The sequence below is a fragment of the Anabaenopsis tanganyikae CS-531 genome, assembly GCF_029891675.1.
GTDB lineage: Bacteria > Cyanobacteriota > Cyanobacteriia > Cyanobacteriales > Nostocaceae > Anabaenopsis > Anabaenopsis arnoldii.
Window position 1 is genome coordinate 20,221 of sequence record NZ_JANQDF010000032.1, and the last position, 18,865, is coordinate 39,085.

Annotated in this window: 15 protein-coding genes; 12 read left to right on the top strand and 3 right to left on the bottom strand. The window is 42.9% G+C overall.

Annotation, left to right across the window (positions count from 1 at the left end; genetic code table 11):
* The first annotated feature begins 379 nt into the window (after positions 1 to 379).
* The 9 genes from NWP22_RS03540 (at position 380) to NWP22_RS03580 (ending at position 12,943) form a co-directional block, all read left to right on the top strand.
* Positions 380 to 1,459, top strand: coding sequence for a Gfo/Idh/MocA family protein (locus tag NWP22_RS03540; RefSeq protein WP_271730621.1), 1,080 nt, complete (start codon positions 380 to 382; stop codon positions 1,457 to 1,459).
* A gap of 492 nt (positions 1,460 to 1,951) precedes the next feature.
* Entirely contained in the window at positions 1,952 to 3,097 is a 1,146-nt protein-coding gene (gene fcmB / locus NWP22_RS03545) for a filament morphology actin-like protein FcmB (RefSeq protein ID WP_271730622.1), read from the top strand.
* Positions 3,098 to 3,102: 5 nt separating this feature from the next.
* Positions 3,103 to 3,582 (top strand): filament morphology membrane protein FcmC, encoded by a 480-nt coding sequence (gene fcmC / locus NWP22_RS03550; RefSeq protein ID WP_280801515.1) that lies wholly within the window; start codon positions 3,103 to 3,105, stop codon positions 3,580 to 3,582.
* Positions 3,583 to 4,389: 807 nt separating this feature from the next.
* On the top strand, positions 4,390 to 5,241 hold the full coding sequence (locus tag NWP22_RS03555; RefSeq protein ID WP_280801516.1) for an SDR family NAD(P)-dependent oxidoreductase: 852 nt from the start codon (positions 4,390 to 4,392) through the stop codon (positions 5,239 to 5,241).
* A gap of 264 nt (positions 5,242 to 5,505) precedes the next feature.
* Positions 5,506 to 7,029 carry a glycosyl hydrolase family 57 gene (locus NWP22_RS03560; RefSeq protein ID WP_280801517.1) on the top strand — a complete coding sequence of 508 codons (1,524 nt, stop codon included), beginning with the start codon at positions 5,506 to 5,508 and terminating at the stop codon, positions 7,027 to 7,029.
* 765 nt (positions 7,030 to 7,794) lie between these two features.
* The gene (locus NWP22_RS03565) at positions 7,795 to 8,844 is read left to right on the top strand and encodes a permease (RefSeq protein ID WP_280801518.1); all 1,050 of its coding nucleotides are present in this window, start codon (positions 7,795 to 7,797) and stop codon (positions 8,842 to 8,844) included.
* Positions 8,845 to 8,916: 72 nt separating this feature from the next.
* Positions 8,917 to 9,684, top strand: coding sequence for a TIGR03943 family putative permease subunit (locus NWP22_RS03570; protein ID WP_271730628.1), 768 nt, complete (start codon positions 8,917 to 8,919; stop codon positions 9,682 to 9,684).
* A 17-nt stretch (positions 9,685 to 9,701) separates the two neighbouring features.
* Complete coding sequence (locus NWP22_RS03575; RefSeq protein WP_280801519.1) at positions 9,702 to 11,195, top strand: hypothetical protein; 1,494 nt, start codon at positions 9,702 to 9,704, stop codon at positions 11,193 to 11,195.
* Positions 11,196 to 11,530: 335 nt separating this feature from the next.
* Positions 11,531 to 12,943: a hypothetical protein gene (locus tag NWP22_RS03580; RefSeq protein ID WP_271730632.1), complete on the top strand. Its 1,413-nt coding sequence runs from the start codon at positions 11,531 to 11,533 to the stop codon at positions 12,941 to 12,943.
* A 61-nt stretch (positions 12,944 to 13,004) separates the two neighbouring features.
* Here NWP22_RS03580 and NWP22_RS03585 read toward each other — a convergent pair whose 3' ends face one another.
* Complete coding sequence (locus tag NWP22_RS03585) at positions 13,005 to 15,119, bottom strand: NAD(P)/FAD-dependent oxidoreductase (protein ID WP_271730642.1); 2,115 nt, start codon at positions 15,117 to 15,119, stop codon at positions 13,005 to 13,007.
* A 70-nt stretch (positions 15,120 to 15,189) separates the two neighbouring features.
* Positions 15,190 to 15,606 (bottom strand): zinc ribbon domain-containing protein, encoded by a 417-nt coding sequence (locus NWP22_RS03590; protein ID WP_271730634.1) that lies wholly within the window; start codon positions 15,604 to 15,606, stop codon positions 15,190 to 15,192.
* Positions 15,607 to 15,833: 227 nt separating this feature from the next.
* On the opposite strand from NWP22_RS03590, the gene NWP22_RS03595 reads away from it, so the two are divergent.
* Positions 15,834 to 16,094, top strand: coding sequence for a hypothetical protein (locus NWP22_RS03595; RefSeq protein WP_280801520.1), 261 nt, complete (start codon positions 15,834 to 15,836; stop codon positions 16,092 to 16,094).
* Positions 16,095 to 16,178: 84 nt separating this feature from the next.
* Here NWP22_RS03595 and cimA read toward each other — a convergent pair whose 3' ends face one another.
* Positions 16,179 to 17,804, bottom strand: coding sequence for a citramalate synthase (gene cimA, locus NWP22_RS03600; protein ID WP_280801521.1), 1,626 nt, complete (start codon positions 17,802 to 17,804; stop codon positions 16,179 to 16,181).
* Positions 17,805 to 17,877: 73 nt separating this feature from the next.
* Here cimA and NWP22_RS03605 point away from each other — a divergent pair, with 73 nt between their 5' ends.
* Together NWP22_RS03605 and NWP22_RS03610 are read left to right on the top strand one after the other, a co-directional pair.
* The gene (locus NWP22_RS03605) at positions 17,878 to 18,168 is read left to right on the top strand and encodes a hypothetical protein (RefSeq protein WP_271730639.1); all 291 of its coding nucleotides are present in this window, start codon (positions 17,878 to 17,880) and stop codon (positions 18,166 to 18,168) included.
* A gap of 119 nt (positions 18,169 to 18,287) precedes the next feature.
* Complete coding sequence (locus NWP22_RS03610) at positions 18,288 to 18,677, top strand: hypothetical protein (RefSeq protein WP_271730640.1); 390 nt, start codon at positions 18,288 to 18,290, stop codon at positions 18,675 to 18,677.
* Positions 18,678 to 18,865 lie beyond the last annotated feature (188 nt).

The window sequence follows — 18,865 nt, forward strand, 5'->3', positions numbered from 1 at the left end:
AAGTGGATTCCTTGCAAATTTCTGTATTGTTGATAACAAAACAATATTATTATTTTTGAATGATTCCTAATTAAAGATCGATCCCGCTCATTAATTACCCCAGGGTTCTTATAAGTTATTACTTACATCTTCATTGGTTTATCAAGTCAACAAAAAGACACATTATATCTTATGTTAGTAAAAAAATATTGAGCAATTGCCACCTGAACACACAAGGAAAAGGTAAATTGCGGGAACTCATAAAAAACTGGGAAATTCTTCATAAATGTAGCCTCTATGTTACCATCTGGATGGTTTTCAACAGATCATAACTGGTCTTCAAGTATAAATACTAACGGCGGTAGCGCCTCTAGATTTGGTGGTTGAGGAGAGAATAATAGTGCAAGATAGCATGTCAGTGGCAGAACCTTCATATACACAGCGGAATCAAACAAAACCAATTCGCGTAGGCGTAATTGGAGTGGGCAACATGGGACAACATCATGCTCGCATACTAAGTTCAATGAAAGATGTTGAATTCGTAGGTGTGTCAGATATTAATGTTGAACGAGGTTTAGAAACAGCTAGTAAATACAAGGGGCATTTTTTTGAAGATTACTGTGACCTCCTACCCCATGTAGAAGCAGTGTGTATCGCTGTCCCCACCCGCCTGCATTACGCAGTAGGTATCAACTGTTTGTTGGCCGGAATTCATGTCTTGATTGAAAAGCCAATTGCTGCGAGCATTTCTGAGGCCGAATCCCTAGTAAATGCGGCAGCTGATTCTCAGTGTATTCTGCAAGTGGGTCATATTGAGCGTTTCAATCCAGCATTTAAAGAACTCAGTAAAGTGTTAAAAACAGAAAATTTGCTGGCTCTAGAAGCGCATCGCATGAGTCCTTACTCAGACCGCGCCAATGATGTTTCGGTGGTGCTGGATTTAATGATCCACGACATTGACCTGTTATTAGAACTAGCTGGTTCTCCAGTGGTGAAGTTAACCGCTAGCGGTACTCATTCTGTGAATTCTGGTTATTTGGATTACGTCACTGCTACCTTGGGCTTTGCTAATGGTATTGTTGCCACTTTAACTGCCAGCAAAGTTACCCACCGGAAAATCCGCCGCATAGTGGCTCATTGCAAAAACTCATTTACAGAAGCAGATTTCCTCAAAAATGAAATTTTAATTCACCGACAAACTAATAATAATAGTCTAAGTGACCATAGACAAGTGCTGTACAGGCAGGATGGTTTGATTGAGAAAGTTTACACCACTAATGTTCAACCTCTGAGTGCAGAACTAGAGCATTTTATTAATTGCGTCCACGGCGGTAATCAACCTTCGGTAGGTGGTGAACAAGCCCTGAAAGCTCTGAGATTGGCTAGTTTAATTGAGCAAATGGCATTAGAAGATCGGGTTTTAAAGCCATTAGATTGGGAATCTCACACACGGGTGCAGTCATTGACCCCAACAATTTAAAACGGGAACGGGCCTGGGGCATGGGGCATAGGAAAACAAACTCTCCCCTGATCTTTGTGCCCTCCCCAGGAAACCAACAAGGAAAAACTCACCTAGTAACACTAGCCTTTAATCGTCTACCTGAGTAGAATACAACCAGCAATTTCTCAAAAGTCTTCACTCCATGAAACTAATGTTAGGCTTTGGACTGTTTAAAGCCAACCCATCAAAGACCAAGTAACAAACTCAATGTGATTCATGTGACGATTCTCTAGTTGACCCATTTATCTGCTACTATCCAGGAAAGTTGTTGAGTAAAAATGTCGAGAAAAGTATAGCTGACAATGAATTATGGGAATTGACTAACTCAACCCCCCTAGGAGATCAGGAAAACACTGATTTCATAGGCAAGGTAGCAGAGCAATATTAATTGCTCTCTCTATACTACAAGTCCGCACATTAATTTCTGTCACTCAGGCATTAGCAAAAGTTAAATCAGGATTAGGAGCTTTCATGACAGACCAACCTTCCGCAGCTACCCCAATGAATGCCGCCGCCATACCTTTAAATAAGGTGTCAGCATCTACCCCGATGAATACCAACCCTCCTGCTAATAGGTCAAGTATTAGCGGCAAAAATATTCTCAGTGTTGATTTAGGTAGAACTTCTACTAAAACTTGTATTAACCGTGAACCAGCTGATGTAGCTTTCATACCTGCCAACGTTAAGAAAATGTCTATGGAAGAGGTTAAAAGCGGCGTTTTTGAAGCCAAGGCTACTGACCCTCTCATGGATTTATGGCTGGAGTATCAAGGTAATGGATATGCTATTGGTCAGCTAGCAGCCGACTTTGGGGCGAATTTAGGTGTTGGCCAGTCTAAAGTAGAAGATGCACTAGTCAAGGTTTTGGCCTGTGCTGGCTACTTTAAACTTAAAGATGAAATCTCCGTCATCATGGGTCTGCCCTTCCTGTCTTTAGAACAATTTGAAAAGGAAAAAGCTCAGTTAACCAGTCAAGTTACTGGACCTCATGTGATGAACTTCCGAGGGGAATCGGTATCGCTCAATATTAACAAGGTTTGGGTCATGCCAGAAGGATATGGTAGTCTCCTCTGGTCTGAAGCTCAACCTAAGACAGGCGCTAGGGTTCCAGATTTCACCAAAATCTCGGTCGCAATTGTTGATATCGGACATCAAACCATTGATATGTTAATGGTAGATAACTTCCGTTTTGCCCGCGCTGCTTCTCAAAGTGAAGAATTTGGCATGAACAAGTTCTATGAAATGGTAGCCGCTGAAATAGAGGGATCTGATAGTCAATCTTTAGCCCTGATTTCTGCTGTCAATAAACCCAAAGGTGAACGCTTCTATCGTCCTAAAGGTGCCAGCAAGCCCACTAACCTGGATGATTTTCTACCTAACCTCATAGAAATGTTTTCTCGAGATATTTGTCATCGTGTCTTAGCTTGGATACCAGAGCGGGTCACTGATGTCATTATCACTGGAGGCGGTGGTGAATTTTTCTGGGACGACGTTCAACGTTTACTCAAGGAAGCCCAAATAAATGCCCATTTATCCGCCCCTTCCCGCCAGGCTAATAGCTTGGGGCAATACATTTATGGAGAGGCGCAATTGTCCGCTCGAGCTGCTAGGTCTTAAAACTGATGTTCCAATGGCCAAAAAAGGTAGTTAAATCCGTCACCTTCAACCCATCGGTTGCCGATGAAAGCTTGTTAGCAGTTGTAGAGGATTGTCTGGAAAGATTGCCTGATAAAACTTTTAGCGACATCTGTAAGCAGGCTCTATGGCAATCTTTGTGTATACCGGAGACTGTAAAACCTAGTCCAAAAACAGTAGCAACAGATTCACTAGAAAAAAAAATCGATGAGTTGCAAACTCAAGTGGCTGACCTAGAGGAACGTTTTTTCGCAAAACAATCTCATCGTTTGGAGACTATAGAATGCCATATTTTGCAACTTACGCAACAAATGGCATATGTAGTAAATATGCTTAGTGAGCGTTCAATGATTGAGTCTCCAAGCACACCAGATATATCAGTATCATATACTACTGATGAGGATCAACCCCCAGAAGAGGTTGATCCCGTGCTCCAACGCCTAAGTCAGTTTCTGGATGACTTTTAAATAATTACCTGTAATTTCCCTCGGCTCTATAGCCTGGACACTAAGCAAGTCAAACGCCAACATCCTTAAGACGTTTTTTGGACTATCCGAGAAAATCTTGGGGATGTTTTATTTTTTCAAATAATTAATTCACTTGATGTTTACGTAATAACTACCAGGTTCAAGGATATTAATTAGTATAAAATTTGATTGTTACTTCTTTGATCTACAAACTGACCGGGAGTGGGAAGTTGGCTAACCAAGAACACCTTTTCCTAGTTTTGACTCTTCTCCATACCCTAGGAAATTAATTGTCAACTTCGGATATTACCCATCAAATAAAGCCTTTTTCAGTCTCATGAAGTACACACCAATAATTCCCTGTTCCCTATTCCCTATTCCCTATTCCCTGTTCCCTGTTCCCTGTTCCCTGTTCCCTCAAACTAAAAAAATTTGTACCTCACGAGCATGGGAAATGCTATATATAATTTTCTTTAAGAGTTATTAAGAAATTCTTATTAAAAAATATTGCAATAACTTGATTTAGTTGTTACTGTGTGTATGGCAACAACGCTGATGAACGCTCTGAGATTTAGGAGAGAAAAACCTATGAGCTATATTCACTCCGGCAATTGTGTGAAATTTTGATTGTTAATCTGACTGAAAACCCAGGTATTTGTGCCTTTTAGTCCAGGAATATTTCGTTGCCACAAGCTTATTTACCAAAGACTGATTATTTGTCTTACCTTGTCCAAGCTAGTAGCTCTGATTGTGTCTATCCGCAATCACTAAGACTAGGGTAAGACACCATTTTGGAGGTCATAACCGATGAATATTCGAGGTAAAGTCGCTCTGATTACTGGGGCTTCCCGTGGTATTGGTAAGGCGATCGCTCTGAGGCTGGCCCAACAAGGCATCAAGCGGTTGATATTAGTAGCACGCGATGGGCAAAAATTAACCGCCGTCGCTAACCAAATCGAAGCCATGGGCGTAGAAGCCGAAATTTTGTGCATTGATTTAACAAAAACAATTGAAGTTAATATTGCCGTTGCCCAATTGTGGCGCAACTATGGCCCAATTCATCTCCTGGTTAATTGTGCCGGCGTAGCATATCAAACCTCATTTTTACAGACCAAACTACCCCAAGTTCAAGAAGAAATCTCGGTGAATTTATTGGGAATGTACAACCTCACCAGCCTTATAGCCCGGCGGATGGTCAGCCAAAAACAAGGAACAATCGTTAATGTGTCAAGTTTGATGGGGAAAGTAGCAGCACCGACAATGGCCACTTACTCAGCTACCAAGTTTGCCATCTTAGGATTTACCCAAGCCTTACGTCGCGAACTGGCTGAACACAACATCCGAGTCCTCGCCTTATTACCTTCCCTCACAGACACAGATATGGCGCGGGACTTAAAATTATTTCGCTGGGTAATCCCTATGAGTTCCGAAGCAGTAGCACAAGTACTCGTCTCTGGATTGCAAAAAGATACAGCAGAAATTTTAGTAGGTTGGCAAAGTCATTTAGCCGTGTGGTGTCAACGCTTGGCCCCTTGGTTACTAGAGATAATTTTACAAATCGCCACCCCGCCAACCTTGACAAAACCACAGCCTCCGGCAAAACCGAGTTTCATGACCAAAATTTATCGTTTTAGCGATTTATTATGGTCAAAAACATAAATTATCTCTCCAGTTAAATTCTCACAATTTGATCCTGCGGTGAATAAATTTTACCTTTGAGATCAAAAGGGCAACATTCCCAAAAATAGAACCTATTGACCGCAATTCGCGCTCATTTACCCCAAGCTCACCAATCATTCGTATTTTCGGCACAAGAGCAACAAACTTCATAACCGACTCAAACGAAAAGATGGGAATATCTTTGTAAGACCGCACCGATGATAATTAGCGCCTTGTTGCCCATCTCGTAGTTGTTCAGGGAAAATGAAATTGCCTACCACACTTAATTCTGTGCCGGAAATCATAGACGACTTACCCAATATTTCTGGTTGGGAAACAGAAGTCTTCTCTGTAGTTAACCATAATGCGCCTGTATTTTTACCCTCAACAAATATCCGCTTAGAGGATGTAAATGCAGTTTTTACCATCGCCCTACATATGCACCAGCCAACCATACCAGCTGGAGCCGATGGCGGATTAATCAGCAATCTGCAATATATGTTTGAACATTCTCACGAAGGGGATAACCATAACGCCGCAGCTTTCGCCTATTGTTACAGCCGTATGGGGGACATGATCCCCGAACTTGTCCATCAAGGTTGCAATCCCCGTGTGATGTTGGATTACTCTGGTAATCTTTTGTGGGGACTCAGACAAATGGGACGTAAGGATATTTTGGATAATCTCAAACGAATCACCTGCAATCCCACCTATCAACCTTATGTAGAATGGCTCGGGACAATGTGGGGTCATGCTGTCATTCCTTCCACACCCATACCCGATATTAAATTGCATATCGTGGCATGGCAACATCACTTTGCTGCCATCTTTGGCTGGGCAGCATTAGCAAGAGTCAAAGGATTTTCCCCCCCAGAAATGCACCTACCAAATCACCCGGATACTTTATTTGCATTTATCAAAGCTCTCAAGGAATGTGGCTATCGTTGGTTACTTGTACAAGAACATTCTGTAGAAACAATTAGCGGTGAATCTCTCACCCATAAGCACTTACCACATCGTCTGATAGCCCGCAATTCTCAAGGTGAAACAATTAGTATTACAGCCCTGATTAAAACCCAAGGTTCAGATACCAAATTAGTGGCTCAGATGCAGCCTTACTATGAAGCCAAAACTTTAGCTAAACAACAAGTAGGAAATATCATAATACCACCAATAGTCAGCCAAATTGGCGATGGTGAAAATGGTGGTGTGATGATGAATGAATTTCCTAGTGCTTTCAAACAAGCTTGGAAAGATATGGTAAATCAAGGAGGAGGTAAATCTGGGGTTGTTGGGGTCTGTGGTACAGAATACTTAGAATTATTAGCAGCCGCAGGTTGTCAAACCAAAGACTATCCCACCTGTCAGCCACTAGGACAACATCAAATTTGGCAGCGAGTTTCACTTGAAAACTGCAAACCTGATGGCTGGCGTGGCGTAGCCATAGCTGTAGAAATTGCCATTCAAGAATTAAAGCAAATCAATCCTAACTTTCACATGGATGGAGCCTCATGGACTAATCATATTAGTTGGGTAACAGGATATGAAAATGTGCTCTCACCCATGCATAAATTAAGCAGTTTATTTCATCAAAAGGTTGAGAATATATTGCCCACTAATTCAGTGGAATACCGTAATCTCCTTTTACATAACCTTTTGCTACAAACGAGCTGTTTTCGCTACTGGGGACAAGGTTCATGGACAGACTATGCGCGTAATATTTACCAAAGGGGAGAAAACTTGGTGCAAATGCTCTGTGACTCTGATAATTCACCCGACTTGGTTTGACACCCCCCTTGTCTAAGAGGATGTTTGATAAGTCATGATTAGTGTATCAACTATTGTTTAACCCCACCCTAACCCTCCCCTTGTAAGGGCAGGGGACTGGATTTTATTGTTTTTTGTGTGTTCCCCAATCCTTCTCAATCCTTCCCAATCCTTTCCAATCCCTGTTCCCTGTTCCCTGTTCCCTGTTCCCTAAGATAAAAATTACCTGTTTAATACTTTCCAAACATCCTCTAAAGACCTACCGTTAATTTCATGTGGTTAAGGTAGACAACCGCGGGTATGACTTGTACTGACCTTGTGGAAGTATGCCCACTACACAAGAGTTTTGCAAGGCTTTGAAGTAATTTAATTTTTTGTGTGTGCACCGCAGAGCTTTCAAGGAGGCGAGATGTTAACGCGGAATATTTAAACAGTATGAACAGTTTATGAAATTTCAGGTAAGATGACATCTTGAGCCAGTAGATCAAACCAAGTATAAACATTAGTCTATCAAATCTCACTCTGCTAGATATTTATTCCCCCAAACTCGGAACAATTTCAGCAAGGGGGCAATCTGACTATCAGTCAGCATCAGTAAATGCACACATTTGAGCAAAACTATCCACAACTCCCTAGCCTTCATCATCCCTTAAGGGTAACTAGAAACAAAACACTACTTTCCTGTTCCGATCAGCCTGATTTACCCATAGATGCTTTTGATCCCCATTCCGATAGAATGTTTAAACATAACCTAAAAACTTTCAAACGCTTTTGACTGCGACACCCATGAATCAACTGAACAATGGTTTCACTATATTTCTGAGTTTGCTAGTCGAGGCGATGCCATTTTTGCTGTTGGGAGTTTTATTCTCCAGTGTGCTGCTAATTTTTATTGACGAGCGGCAATTAGTAGCCAGAATGCCTAAAAACCCCTTTCTAGGCGCTTTAGCAGGTAGTCTCATCGGTTTTATGTTTCCGGTGTGTGAGTGCGGTAATGTCCCCGTAGCACGGCGGTTGCTGATGCAGGGAGTCCCCACACCCGTGGCTATTGGTTTTTTATTAGCAGCACCGACGATTAACCCAATTGTGATTTGGGCAACTTGGTTAGCCTTTCGAGACCAGCCAGAAATAGTAGTTTTACGAGTGGTATTTTCTCTATTAATCGCCGTAATTATTGGCATGGTTTTCAGTTTTCAAAAAGATATAAGTCCGTTTGTTCAGCCAGCGATCGCTCGTTATCTCAAATTTAACCCACCAGGGAAATCAGACACTGAAGTCCCTGGTGGAGGTTACGTAAAACCAAGCAGATTCACCAGTGCGTTGAAATCCGGAACTTATATTTTAGGAGGAAAAGCAGGACTTACCACACGGTTAGATTCTAACTTATTACCAGCCACGAACCCATCTGTCAGTTCCGGTAAATCTGTGATGGATAAACTACAACTAGTTTTGGATAATCTCATCCAAGAATTGCGAGAGCTAGGCGGCGTCATGATTTTAGGCAGCGCGATCGCCGCTTCTGTGCAAGTATTTGCTCCCCGTGAATTAATCCTCAGCCTGGGTGCGGGACAGGTTAGCTCAATTGTAGTCATGCTGATATTAGCTGCAGTTGTATCCATCTGTTCCACCGTCGATTCATTTTTCGCCCTGTCATTCGCCTCGGCTTTTAGTAGTGGTTCCCTGTTGGCATTTTTAGTATTTGGCCCTATGGTTGACATTAAAAGTGTGGGATTAATGTTAACTGTTTTTCATCCCAAAACTATATTCTACTTATTTGCTTTAGCCGCACAGTTGACATTTTTGTTCACCCTGTTCATGAACTTATATGTGCTTTGAACCTTGTACTTTATTAAGTTGTCAGTAGGTTTTTTTCTTCTCCACTGACTACTGACTTATCACTGTTGAAAAATGGCTAAAAAAACCAAAATTACCCTGCAAAATATCTTATTCCCCTGGCTAGATGCTTTAGCGATCACCAGTTGGGGGATTTTGATGCTGCAATACTGGCTATCAGGTAAATTGTACTTGTTGATTCACCCCAATTTCTTTGGTTTAGTCATTGGTTGTGGTATAGCTTTCCTGATTATTGGGTTGTTGAAGATGCGAGAGATTTGGCGAAAACGCCGCCTGGCTAATACATCGAATATTCAGCACATGAACTTATTTCCCCCTGGATGGGGTAGTGCTTTATTATTAACAGTTGCGATTTTGGGTTTAATGATTACACCCCGGGTTTTTGCTAGCGACACCGCCATGCAGCTGGGTGTGACTGATTTATTATCCACCGGACGCGTTCAACCCCAGTCCTTTCGCCCTTCTATTCGCCCAGAAGATCGCTCACTTGTGGATTGGGCGCGGACACTTAACGTTTACCCAGAACCAGATTCATATACAGGTCAAAATGCCAAAGTTCAGGGATTTGTGGTTCATCCACCCAACATAGGAGAAAACTATATTTTTCTGGCGCGATTTGTGCTTACTTGTTGTGCCGCAGATGCCTATCCTGTAGGATTGCCAGTCAAACTACCAGAAAATCAAGAGCGCTATCCCCCTGACACTTGGCTGGAAGTAGAAGGAAAAATGATCACGGAAACTCTCGCTGGTAAACGTAACCTGACTATTGCTGCTACTTCCATTAAACAAATTCCCCAACCTCGGAATCCTTATAGTTATTAATACTTAATCACTGAAAAATGGCTACATCCAAGACCTTGATCCAACCACTAGATCGCGTGGCGATTTCACTGATGATCCTAGTGAGTCTCCTGATTGGATTCATGATACTTAAAGGTGATCTGGTGGCAGCTAGTGTCCGGGAATTTACTTGGCAAAATCAACAAATCGGAGCAGATGATATTGCCTTCACTCTCAACTTTAGCCGCCCTATGGACGTTCAAAGCGTCGAGGAAAACTTGAGAATTGAACCGCCCCTAGCAGGTAAAATTAGTTGGGCCGGCCGGCGCATGGTTTATACACTGCTCACACCAGCACCCTATGGTACAAATTATCAAGTGCGGTTGCAAGATGCCAGAGATAGGTTTGCTATACAAGAAGGGAAAAATCGCGTTATCCACCCCTTTGTTGGTAACTTTAGATCCCGCGATCGCGTGATTATTTACATAGGGGCCGATGCAGAACATCAAGGTCAGTTAGTTCTTTACAACTTAACTCAAGAGAAAAAAAACATACTTACCCCCAAAGACCTGATTGTCATGGACTTTAAGCCATTTCCAGATGGGGAAAAAATCTTATTTTTGGCTCGCACCAAAAATAACCCAGACTTACTCTCGGCTCAATTATATACTGTAACCACAGGTATTTCTGCACAACCTGAAACACCAGCAGAACCACCAGGTAGAATAGACCTGCTGTTAGACAACAAGCAATATCAAAACCTCAAATTTGACTTATCCCCAGATGGTAAAACAGTTGTGGTTCAACGCGGCAACAAAAATAATCCCAGCGATTTTGGGTTATGGTTTATGCCCAGCACTAGCAATACCAGAGAAAGACCCACCCCCCAACGCCTCAAAAGTGAACCAGGGGGAGACTTTATGATCACTCCTGATAGTCAAGCCGTCGCAGTTGCTCAAGGTCAAGGGGCGGCGATTTTACCAATACAAAATGATGCCAGCAAACCTTTGGACTACCTCCCACAGTTCGGGTTAGTACAGTCTTTTTCCAAAGATGGCTCTCAAGCAGCAATGGTCAAATTCAATACAGATTATACAAGGGACTTATTTTTGGTAACCAATCAAGGCATCCAGAAACCCTTGTTAAAAACCACGGGTTCTATTCACAACTGCCAATTTGACCCAGCTTCACCAACTCTCTATTGCTTGCTGACACAGCTCATATCTGATGAAGAATATATAGAACAGCCTTATGTAGTCGCAATTGACCTGAAAACTGGAGAACAAAAACCACTATTATTACTACCCACTGAACAGCGGAACGTGCAAATGAGTTTAGCACCAGATGGTTTAGGCCTGCTCTTTGATCAAGTAACAGCACAAGTAGATCAGCAGCCCTTATCTGCAAGTGTACTCAAAACACAAGATGGAGAAGCGATCGCTACTAGTAGCCTGTGGTTAATGCCTTTATTGCCTATTGATGATACGTCACAGACCACAATCAAACCAGAGAAACTACCTTTCGTAGGATTTCATCCCCGTTGGTTGCCTTGAAGGATAAAATAAATAACATTCATAAATGTGAATAAAAGTCAAGTAACTGAAAATCATTTCTCACAATCTGTCATCAACCCTGTATATTGGTAGTGTTTACACTAAAATCTGCCGTGATTCTAATAGCTTTTGTGGCCTAGCCAGAGGGTAATGTTGTCACTCACCCGTGCCTGATGGCTTGCGTGGACTAGACCATAGGAACCCTAACCCTGAAGGAATTGGTCATAGCTGAAATGGAATCCCTAAACTTTGATAATTCACGACAACCGATAGCTGACGTGGCGTAGCCATAACGGCTAATCTGTCCATTTTACTCCATTGTACCTCCTGACAATATGGCAAATACACAATTGCAGATCCTCACACCTGCGGTAGAAGCAGAGCCAGAAGTACACACTCCTGACTCCCAGACAATTAAAAACCCATCAAACTGGGTGGAGACGCCTAACAGTCAACAAGAAATACTTGTGGATAGTGAAAATGTAGAGCAGTTGCATACAATTTCTCTACAGGCATTGAATGAAGAATTGCGAGGGGCAAATAATGACTTGTATCAGCAGCTAGAGCATCTCAAAGATCAGCTGGCTGAATCAGAAAAGGCTTTGCAGTGGCAGAAAAGGCGTTCTAGTGTCGCCGAGTCAATGTTGAACCAACACACGCAAGAACTGGCCGCGGCTCAACAACAAATTAAATCTCTATTCCAAGAGTTAGAAACGGCTGTACAAACCATTCAACGCCAAGAAAACTATATTGAAACTTATAAGGCAGAATTACACATTAGCCAACAACGCCTGGCTAAATTAGAGCGAGAATGTGCGCTGCTGCAAACTAACTATAACGAACAGTCTCAACAGGTATTACAATCGGAAAATGCTTGTCGAGAGCTACATAGTAGGCTCATGCGACAACAACGCCAGACCCTGCAATTCAAAGCCGCTCTCGAAAAATGCCTAGAGACACCGGTGGTTAATGATTCCTCAGACTATACAGCCAACCACCAAACGAGATTTTCCCGAAAGGCTCGGTCTTTGTTGCCTAATGTCCAACCTATTCGACCCTGGTCAGCAGAATCAGAATCTTTCACAGACCAATTTGATTCTTCTGGGAATCAATCTATAGACCCCTGCAGCAATCTATCTGCCTCACCTCCATCTAGGAGTGATAATTCTCCATCAATTCAGCAAGACAGGCCTGCTCCCTCTCTAGAAGAACCAGCGCCCACACAACTATCTGCTCCACTGGAAGACTCTGCGAGTACATCAGAAAGTATTTCATCTGTAGATTCATCAAAGCTAGATACTCAATTGGATACTCTAATCCAATTGTTTTTTACTAGTGAGCCAGAATCTGCCTCACTGGCCCCTGCTGAGATGAATGTAGACAGCAATGAAACGGTGGCACCTATCTGGGAGAGTATGGACACAACCGGGGAAAGTGAGAGCCCCCAGTATCCCACAAAGGACAATCAGCAATTGGAAATACTTCCAACAGAAGAACATTCCCCAGAGTCCTACACTTTGCCTGATAGCTCCCCTAGGCAACCCATAGAATGGGAAAAATATTTGTTAGAAAACTCACGATTGTATAAACCCGATTCCACCTCAAATGATTTTGCAGATTACGCCAACGATGCGAAATCACCATCACCCCTGGTTAATCGCCAGCGCGATCCAAAAGTGCGCAGGTCTTTATTATCAGTAGAACTACCGAATTTATCGAAAAATCGTCAAGATAACAACTATCACTAATAGAGCCAAATCAGATTTGTGAATTGGCTTTACCCAGGGTTACATCGCTTTGCCACCCAAGCTACAGAATTTTTGCTTCTGATTTTGGAATAATGGCATCTGAATTATTCAGTGCTAACTGATTTTTTGTTCCTTTTTTACCAGCAGCGATGGCGTAGTTAATCGCCAAGAGCCGGAACCATAGTGCAGGATGGCGTGATTCCAGCCAGGGTTGAGTTTGCAGCAAGAAGTGCGGGAACCATCCACTCAGTAAAGTACTGACTAAGGAATGAAGACCAAAATTAAAATAATTACCCATCCAGCGGACTAGATCTTTGAATCCAGCTAGTTGCCAAATCCATAACAGCATGGCTGGATTTTTGCGAGCTGCTTTGAGTGCTAGTCGGTTGAAAGTCCACCAATCACATTTATCTTTAATGAAATTATCTGCTATTTCTGGTGGTTCATCTGCTAACAGACCAAAGAAGGTATTCAGCATGGAGTTAATCCGTTGGGGGGGCAAAAATTTCCCCGTGGGAACCATCATTCCTTTAGAAAATAGCCAAGTTACGGCAACATTACTTTGGTAGGCGCGAATTCTGTTTAAATGGCGGAAACTGAGCAGGTCATGCTTGAGGGCTGTATCTAAAAGTGTTGTTAAACGGTTTAAGTTGCGAATTAAGGACCCAAAACCCGTGAACACCAGAGGAGACTGGAGGGATGCGGCATCACCAATAGCAATTAATCGATCAAAGGCGATGGTGCGATCGCTACTTCCTATACTAAAATGTCCAGGTATATATCCAAATGTCGGCTTTTTCCACTCTAGTTTATCTAGGTCACAGCGCCGATACTCTGGCAAGATAGTGAAAAAGTCTTCATACATTTCCAGCAAGCAACCAGGGTTAGATTCATTGACTTCATGGTAATGAAATAAATAAATTGTCAATTCGTCGCCAGATCCGGGAAATAATTCCCAGATTAACTGCCTTCCCCTAGAAATATCTCCATGGCTGTAAAGTACATCACCATATTGGGAATCCCAAACCCCTGGGTCAAATCCCCCGGAGATGACTGCTCCCACTGTCGGACATACACTGTCAAAAGCACGACCGCCATTTAATTGCCAAGCGATGGGGGATGCGGTTCCCATGGCATCAATTAATAATCGCCCGCTGACTTGCTGCTGATTTTGACTAGGTAAATCCTTGACTGTAATCACAACTTGGGTTGAGTTGATATCGGCACGTATGAACTCTGTTTCATCCCAGATTTCACCGCCAGCGTCTCGTAGTTTTTGCCCACACATTTGCAGTAATCTATCGGAGTCTAGCGCTATATTTAATACTGTGGGTGTATGCAAGATGGGCGATCGCAATTTTGGGGGATTATTGCCATCAAAAAATTTATTGAATCCGTCTTTGTATTCTCGGACAATTAAAGTTTCTAACTCGCTAGGTGTTAGTAAACCCAAATGAATTAAGCTTTCAAGTTCATCACGAGAAATATTCCATTCTCGATTCATCCGCCCAAAAGGCAAACGTTCCACCAGCAAGACTTTATATCCTAATTTGGCCATGACAGCGGCATGAATTACGCCTAATGCGCCACCGATGTAGATTAAGTCATACATAGGGGAGGAGGAAGATGTCACGCCCTGCGACTCTGGCGATCCGCTAAAAACTACCTGTCGGGGTTTTTGAGGATTACGTACTCCTTCCCGCCATTTTTGCTCCCACCAATAGGCACGATTGAGATCATATTCGCCATTGGGCATGCGCTGAAAATATTTAACTGTGAGGGGGTAAGAGGTTGCTAGTGCCTCAAAAATCGATGTTTGGGCATCAATACCCGGAGGTTCAGGATATTTATGCGGAAATTTTTCCCGCATTTGATTAGTCAGACGTTGCACAATTTCTTTTTCTCTGATTGAAAGTCCATAGGGCGGCTGATTTGCCCAACGAAACACTTTGAGATAAGTGGTTCGCTGTACTGACCAGAGGAATACAGAAAGTTCGGGCGGTATTTTTTTTGTATCTTCCCCTGGTGGATTTTTGTTGATTGTGAGTATTTTCAAGCGAAAACCATCGGGGGTGAGCAATTTTTCCCCAAAACCTGGTTCAAAGTCAGTTTGCAGCCAAGTTAGTACAGGGGTGCTTTCGGGTGTGGGAATTTCTAAATAAAGTATTTCTGTGATCATTGTTTGCTGACATCTGGTGTTGACATCTCCCCCTGGTTGAAACACAGGGGATTCTAAACCGATGTTGCTACGCAGGCCCAAGCCTTGCTACGCAACGTTTACGATATGATTTACTTAATCCCTTAAATAAATCAACTCGTCTTGGGAGTGTCAAGGCTCCCCTACCCACCTTGGCTAGGCTAACACCTAGCTGTGTGGCTACTTTTGTTAAGATATTTGCGGCACCGTTACAGTCAGCGTTTACCAGTATCCCCGTAGAAGTTTTGTACAATCCCTGTTTTACCCTTTGACCTGACGGTTTCCATCCGTTGGGTTTTTCACCATGTTTGTAGAGGCGATCGCCATCCAGGTAAGACGCTTTTGATGTATACGCTTCCTCAGTAACTGTTAATTTTATCCCATATTCTAGACAAAGTTGTTTAAGGCGTTCAATTAGTCGCCCTGTGGGAATGGGGATAAAGTTTTGATTCCCCCGCTTACTCATCTTAGAGGATGTTTGATAAGTTTTGAGCTAGTCCTAATCTGACTATTTTATAGACAAAACTATACTTATGTTGACAAGCATTGACATAAGTGAGTTAAGAAAATCGCCCACTTGAGATATAATCCTACGATATCAAGTTACGAAAACCTCTCAAATGTATCTGAACGTAGTTCAGAGAGTGCAGAGGGGATTTGAGTAAGTTCTAATTACTTGTTAGGCGCATGAGGGTGCATAATTGTGCTATTTGTGGTTATATACAAGACCGCGACATTGCCGCTGCACAAGTAATGGTTTACTGGGCAAAAGGAATTCTACCGGAGTCAGGAACTGGCTTCGTAGTCGCAGAGTCGTCTAGCTCTACCGCATCTACCAGTAAGCATAAGCTTGCCGGAGCGATGCGGCCAGTAGGGGCAAAGAAGCGACAAAAATCTACAGAAAGTTTTGCTAAAAACGAACTGTGGGTAGTTCATTCTTGTTTTCTGTGCTGACTACGCGATGAATTATCCCATTCTAAATAACGAAGTTATCTAGAAAATGGGATGGAATGGGTAATAATGATTATTTCCGTTCATTTACAAGTTTTCAAGGTTAAGTGGGACGTGATGTAACAACAAACCATATTCTAATCCCTCTACCACTGCTTGATAGGATGCTGCCAAAATGTTGGGTGAAACTCCTATAGTAGTCCAGCGTTCATAACCAGTGCCTGATTCTACTAATACACGTGTTTTAGCTGTAGTACCTGTATGTCCGTTGAGAATCCTGACTTTATAATCGGTTAGTTCAAAGGTGGCAACTTGGGGATAAAAGTTGACCAAGGCTTTGCGTAAAGCCGTATCCAACGCGGCTACTGGTCCGTTTCCTTCTGCTGCTTCCAAAATGTTTTCCCCGTTCACAGCTATTTTAACAGTCGCTAGGGCATTGTTAGTTTCTTTACCTTCAACTAAATCACAATGTACTTGAAAGCCTTTGACCTCAAAGAACTGCTGACGATTACCCAAGGCCTCGTACATCAACAGTGCAAAACTCGCCTCTGCTGCTTCAAATTGGTATCCTTGACTTTCTAATTCCTTGAGGCGTTGCAGAATTTGTCGAGCGGCTGGTTGGTCTTTATCTAGTTCAATGCCAAAAGTACGAGCTTTGGCTAACACATTACTCAACCCAGATTGTTCGGAAATTACTATGCGGCGACGGTTACCAACTTGTTCTGGTTGAATGTGTTCGTAAGTCAGGGGATTACGTTCTACGGCTGACACGTGGATGCCACCTTTGTGTGCAAAGGCTGAACTTCCCACAAAGGGCGCGTGTTCATCGGGGGCAAGGTTGACCACCTCACTCACAAAACGACTTGTTTCTGTAAGTTGATTTAGCTGGTGTTCTGAGATACAGCTATAACCAAGCTTGAGTTGTAGATTGGGAATTAATTCGCACAGGTTAGCATTACCACAGCGTTCGCCGTAGCCGTTAATTGTTCCTTGTACCATTTTTGCGCCTGCCATGACGGCGGCTAGGGCGTTAGCTACTGCTGTACCGGAATCATTATGAGTGTGGATGCCAAGGGGGATTGGTTGTTGATTAGCGGCTAAAGAAAAATGACTAATAACTGATGTGACAATTTGACTAATTTCGTGGGGTAAAGTACCGCCATTGGTATCACACAGAACTAGCCATTGGGCGCCCGATGCGATCGCGGTTTCTAATGTCTGTAAGGCATAATCTTGATTGTGCTTGTAGCCATCAAACCAGTGTTCTGCATCATAAATGACGCGTCGCCCTTGAGAACAAAGATACTCGATAGTATCACGAATCATGGCTAGGTTTTCTGCTAAAGTCGTGTTGAGACCGGCTGTAACGTGTAAATCCCAAGATTTACCAAAAACTGTCACCCAACGAGTCCCAGCATTCAGAATTGGTTGCAGCAGGCTTTCAGTTTTAGCGGTACTATGAGGGCGGCGTGTGGAACAAAAAGCCACAATTTCTGCTTTTTTAAGCGGGTATTCGCGCAGTTGCCAGAAGAATTCAACATCTTTGGGATTGGCGCCAGGCCAACCACCTTCGATGAAGGGAACTCCCATCTGGTCTAATCTACGGGCAATGCGTATTTTATCTTCTATAGAAAGTGATAGACCTTCGCGCTGAGTGCCATCTCTTAGCGTGGTGTCATATAGCCAAAGTTGAGGTGATGGGTCTGTGGTCATAAAACTGCAAGTTGCGGGACAATGAGTAGCAATGTGTCAATATATAACAAAAGGCAAATTTGGGAATTCAGGTATGCCCAAGGTTGAAACTATCAAGCTAAGACAATTGAGTTCTACTGGGGTAGATCAATTAGGTCGAATTTTGCTCCTCAAGAGTATTCACCTCTACAATGCTGGTACTAAGGTAATCACTGGGGGAGGAATTCCCATTTGTGGTAACTGTGCGGTCAAGGTAGAAGGTAAGGTGTCCGACCTCAAAGACTGGCAGTGTGATGTTTTTGGTTTCCATTTAGGAGCGACTGCCAGTGGTTTCAGACAAAGCCAGCAGCCCACCTCTCCATTCTCCTACAACGGCACTGCCTAAGAAAAGTCAATATAAGCTAATGGGGGATGTGAAATTCGCAAAATTCGAGCTTATTCTATTTAGTCCTCAAATGCTATGGACACCATAAGGTTAGGTTAAAAAAGGAGATAAAGATTAAGATGGGTAGATGGACTCCAATAATTCTCATGGGCGGAGGCTTGGCAATTTTGGTTGGTACATTGTTGGGTATCAACTTTCCCATAGGTGGACAAGAAACCGCCGGTAATGATGTTCCGGATGGCAAAACATCCAGGGTACTCCCTGCTAATATTAATGTTAATAGCTCTTCTCCTAGCAGGAGCACAAGCAACGATAGACCCACTCCCAGCAGGGGTGACGTTGCTCAGGATAGTTTTTCTCCCCCTCCCAGGACTAGCGTTTCCAGAAGTAATGATTCATCTTCAACTTCTGAGACTTTATCAAGTAGCAGAAGTACCGGTGTCCAGTCAGCTACTACTTCTTCTTCCCCTACCACAACAAGTCAGCGACCGATTCGAGCTTTGTGGTAAAGCTGGATAGTCTTTCAGGGTGATGAGGGTATGATGGTTTAGTTATGGTGCGATTCGTTCTTCCTAAATGAGCATTTATGCTCAGGGACGGAAGGTAAGACTGGGTAAAACCAGACTCTTATAACTGTGTGTTCATGTGGGTGAGAATCCCACCCCCTAGGTGCAAGGGTGACAGCATCTTCCTTACG

Bases quoted from the DNA above. Each gene is read 5' to 3' on its own strand.
- fcmB (WP_271730622.1), top strand. From the start codon at position 1,952: ATGACAGACCAACCTTCCGCAGCTACCCCAATGAATGCCGCCGCCATA.
- fcmC (WP_280801515.1), top strand. From the start codon at position 3,103: ATGTTCCAATGGCCAAAAAAGGTAGTTAAATCCGTCACCTTCAACCCA.
- NWP22_RS03555 (WP_280801516.1), top strand. From the start codon at position 4,390: ATGAATATTCGAGGTAAAGTCGCTCTGATTACTGGGGCTTCCCGTGGT.
- NWP22_RS03560 (WP_280801517.1), top strand. From the start codon at position 5,506: ATGAAATTGCCTACCACACTTAATTCTGTGCCGGAAATCATAGACGAC.
- NWP22_RS03565 (WP_280801518.1), top strand. From the start codon at position 7,795: ATGAATCAACTGAACAATGGTTTCACTATATTTCTGAGTTTGCTAGTC.
- NWP22_RS03570 (WP_271730628.1), top strand. From the start codon at position 8,917: ATGGCTAAAAAAACCAAAATTACCCTGCAAAATATCTTATTCCCCTGG.
- NWP22_RS03575 (WP_280801519.1), top strand. From the start codon at position 9,702: ATGGCTACATCCAAGACCTTGATCCAACCACTAGATCGCGTGGCGATT.
- NWP22_RS03580 (WP_271730632.1), top strand. From the start codon at position 11,531: ATGGCAAATACACAATTGCAGATCCTCACACCTGCGGTAGAAGCAGAG.
- NWP22_RS03590 (WP_271730634.1), bottom strand. From the start codon at position 15,606: ATGAGTAAGCGGGGGAATCAAAACTTTATCCCCATTCCCACAGGGCGA.
- cimA (WP_280801521.1), bottom strand. From the start codon at position 17,804: ATGACCACAGACCCATCACCTCAACTTTGGCTATATGACACCACGCTA.
- NWP22_RS03605 (WP_271730639.1), top strand. From the start codon at position 17,878: ATGCCCAAGGTTGAAACTATCAAGCTAAGACAATTGAGTTCTACTGGG.
- NWP22_RS03610 (WP_271730640.1), top strand. From the start codon at position 18,288: ATGGGTAGATGGACTCCAATAATTCTCATGGGCGGAGGCTTGGCAATT.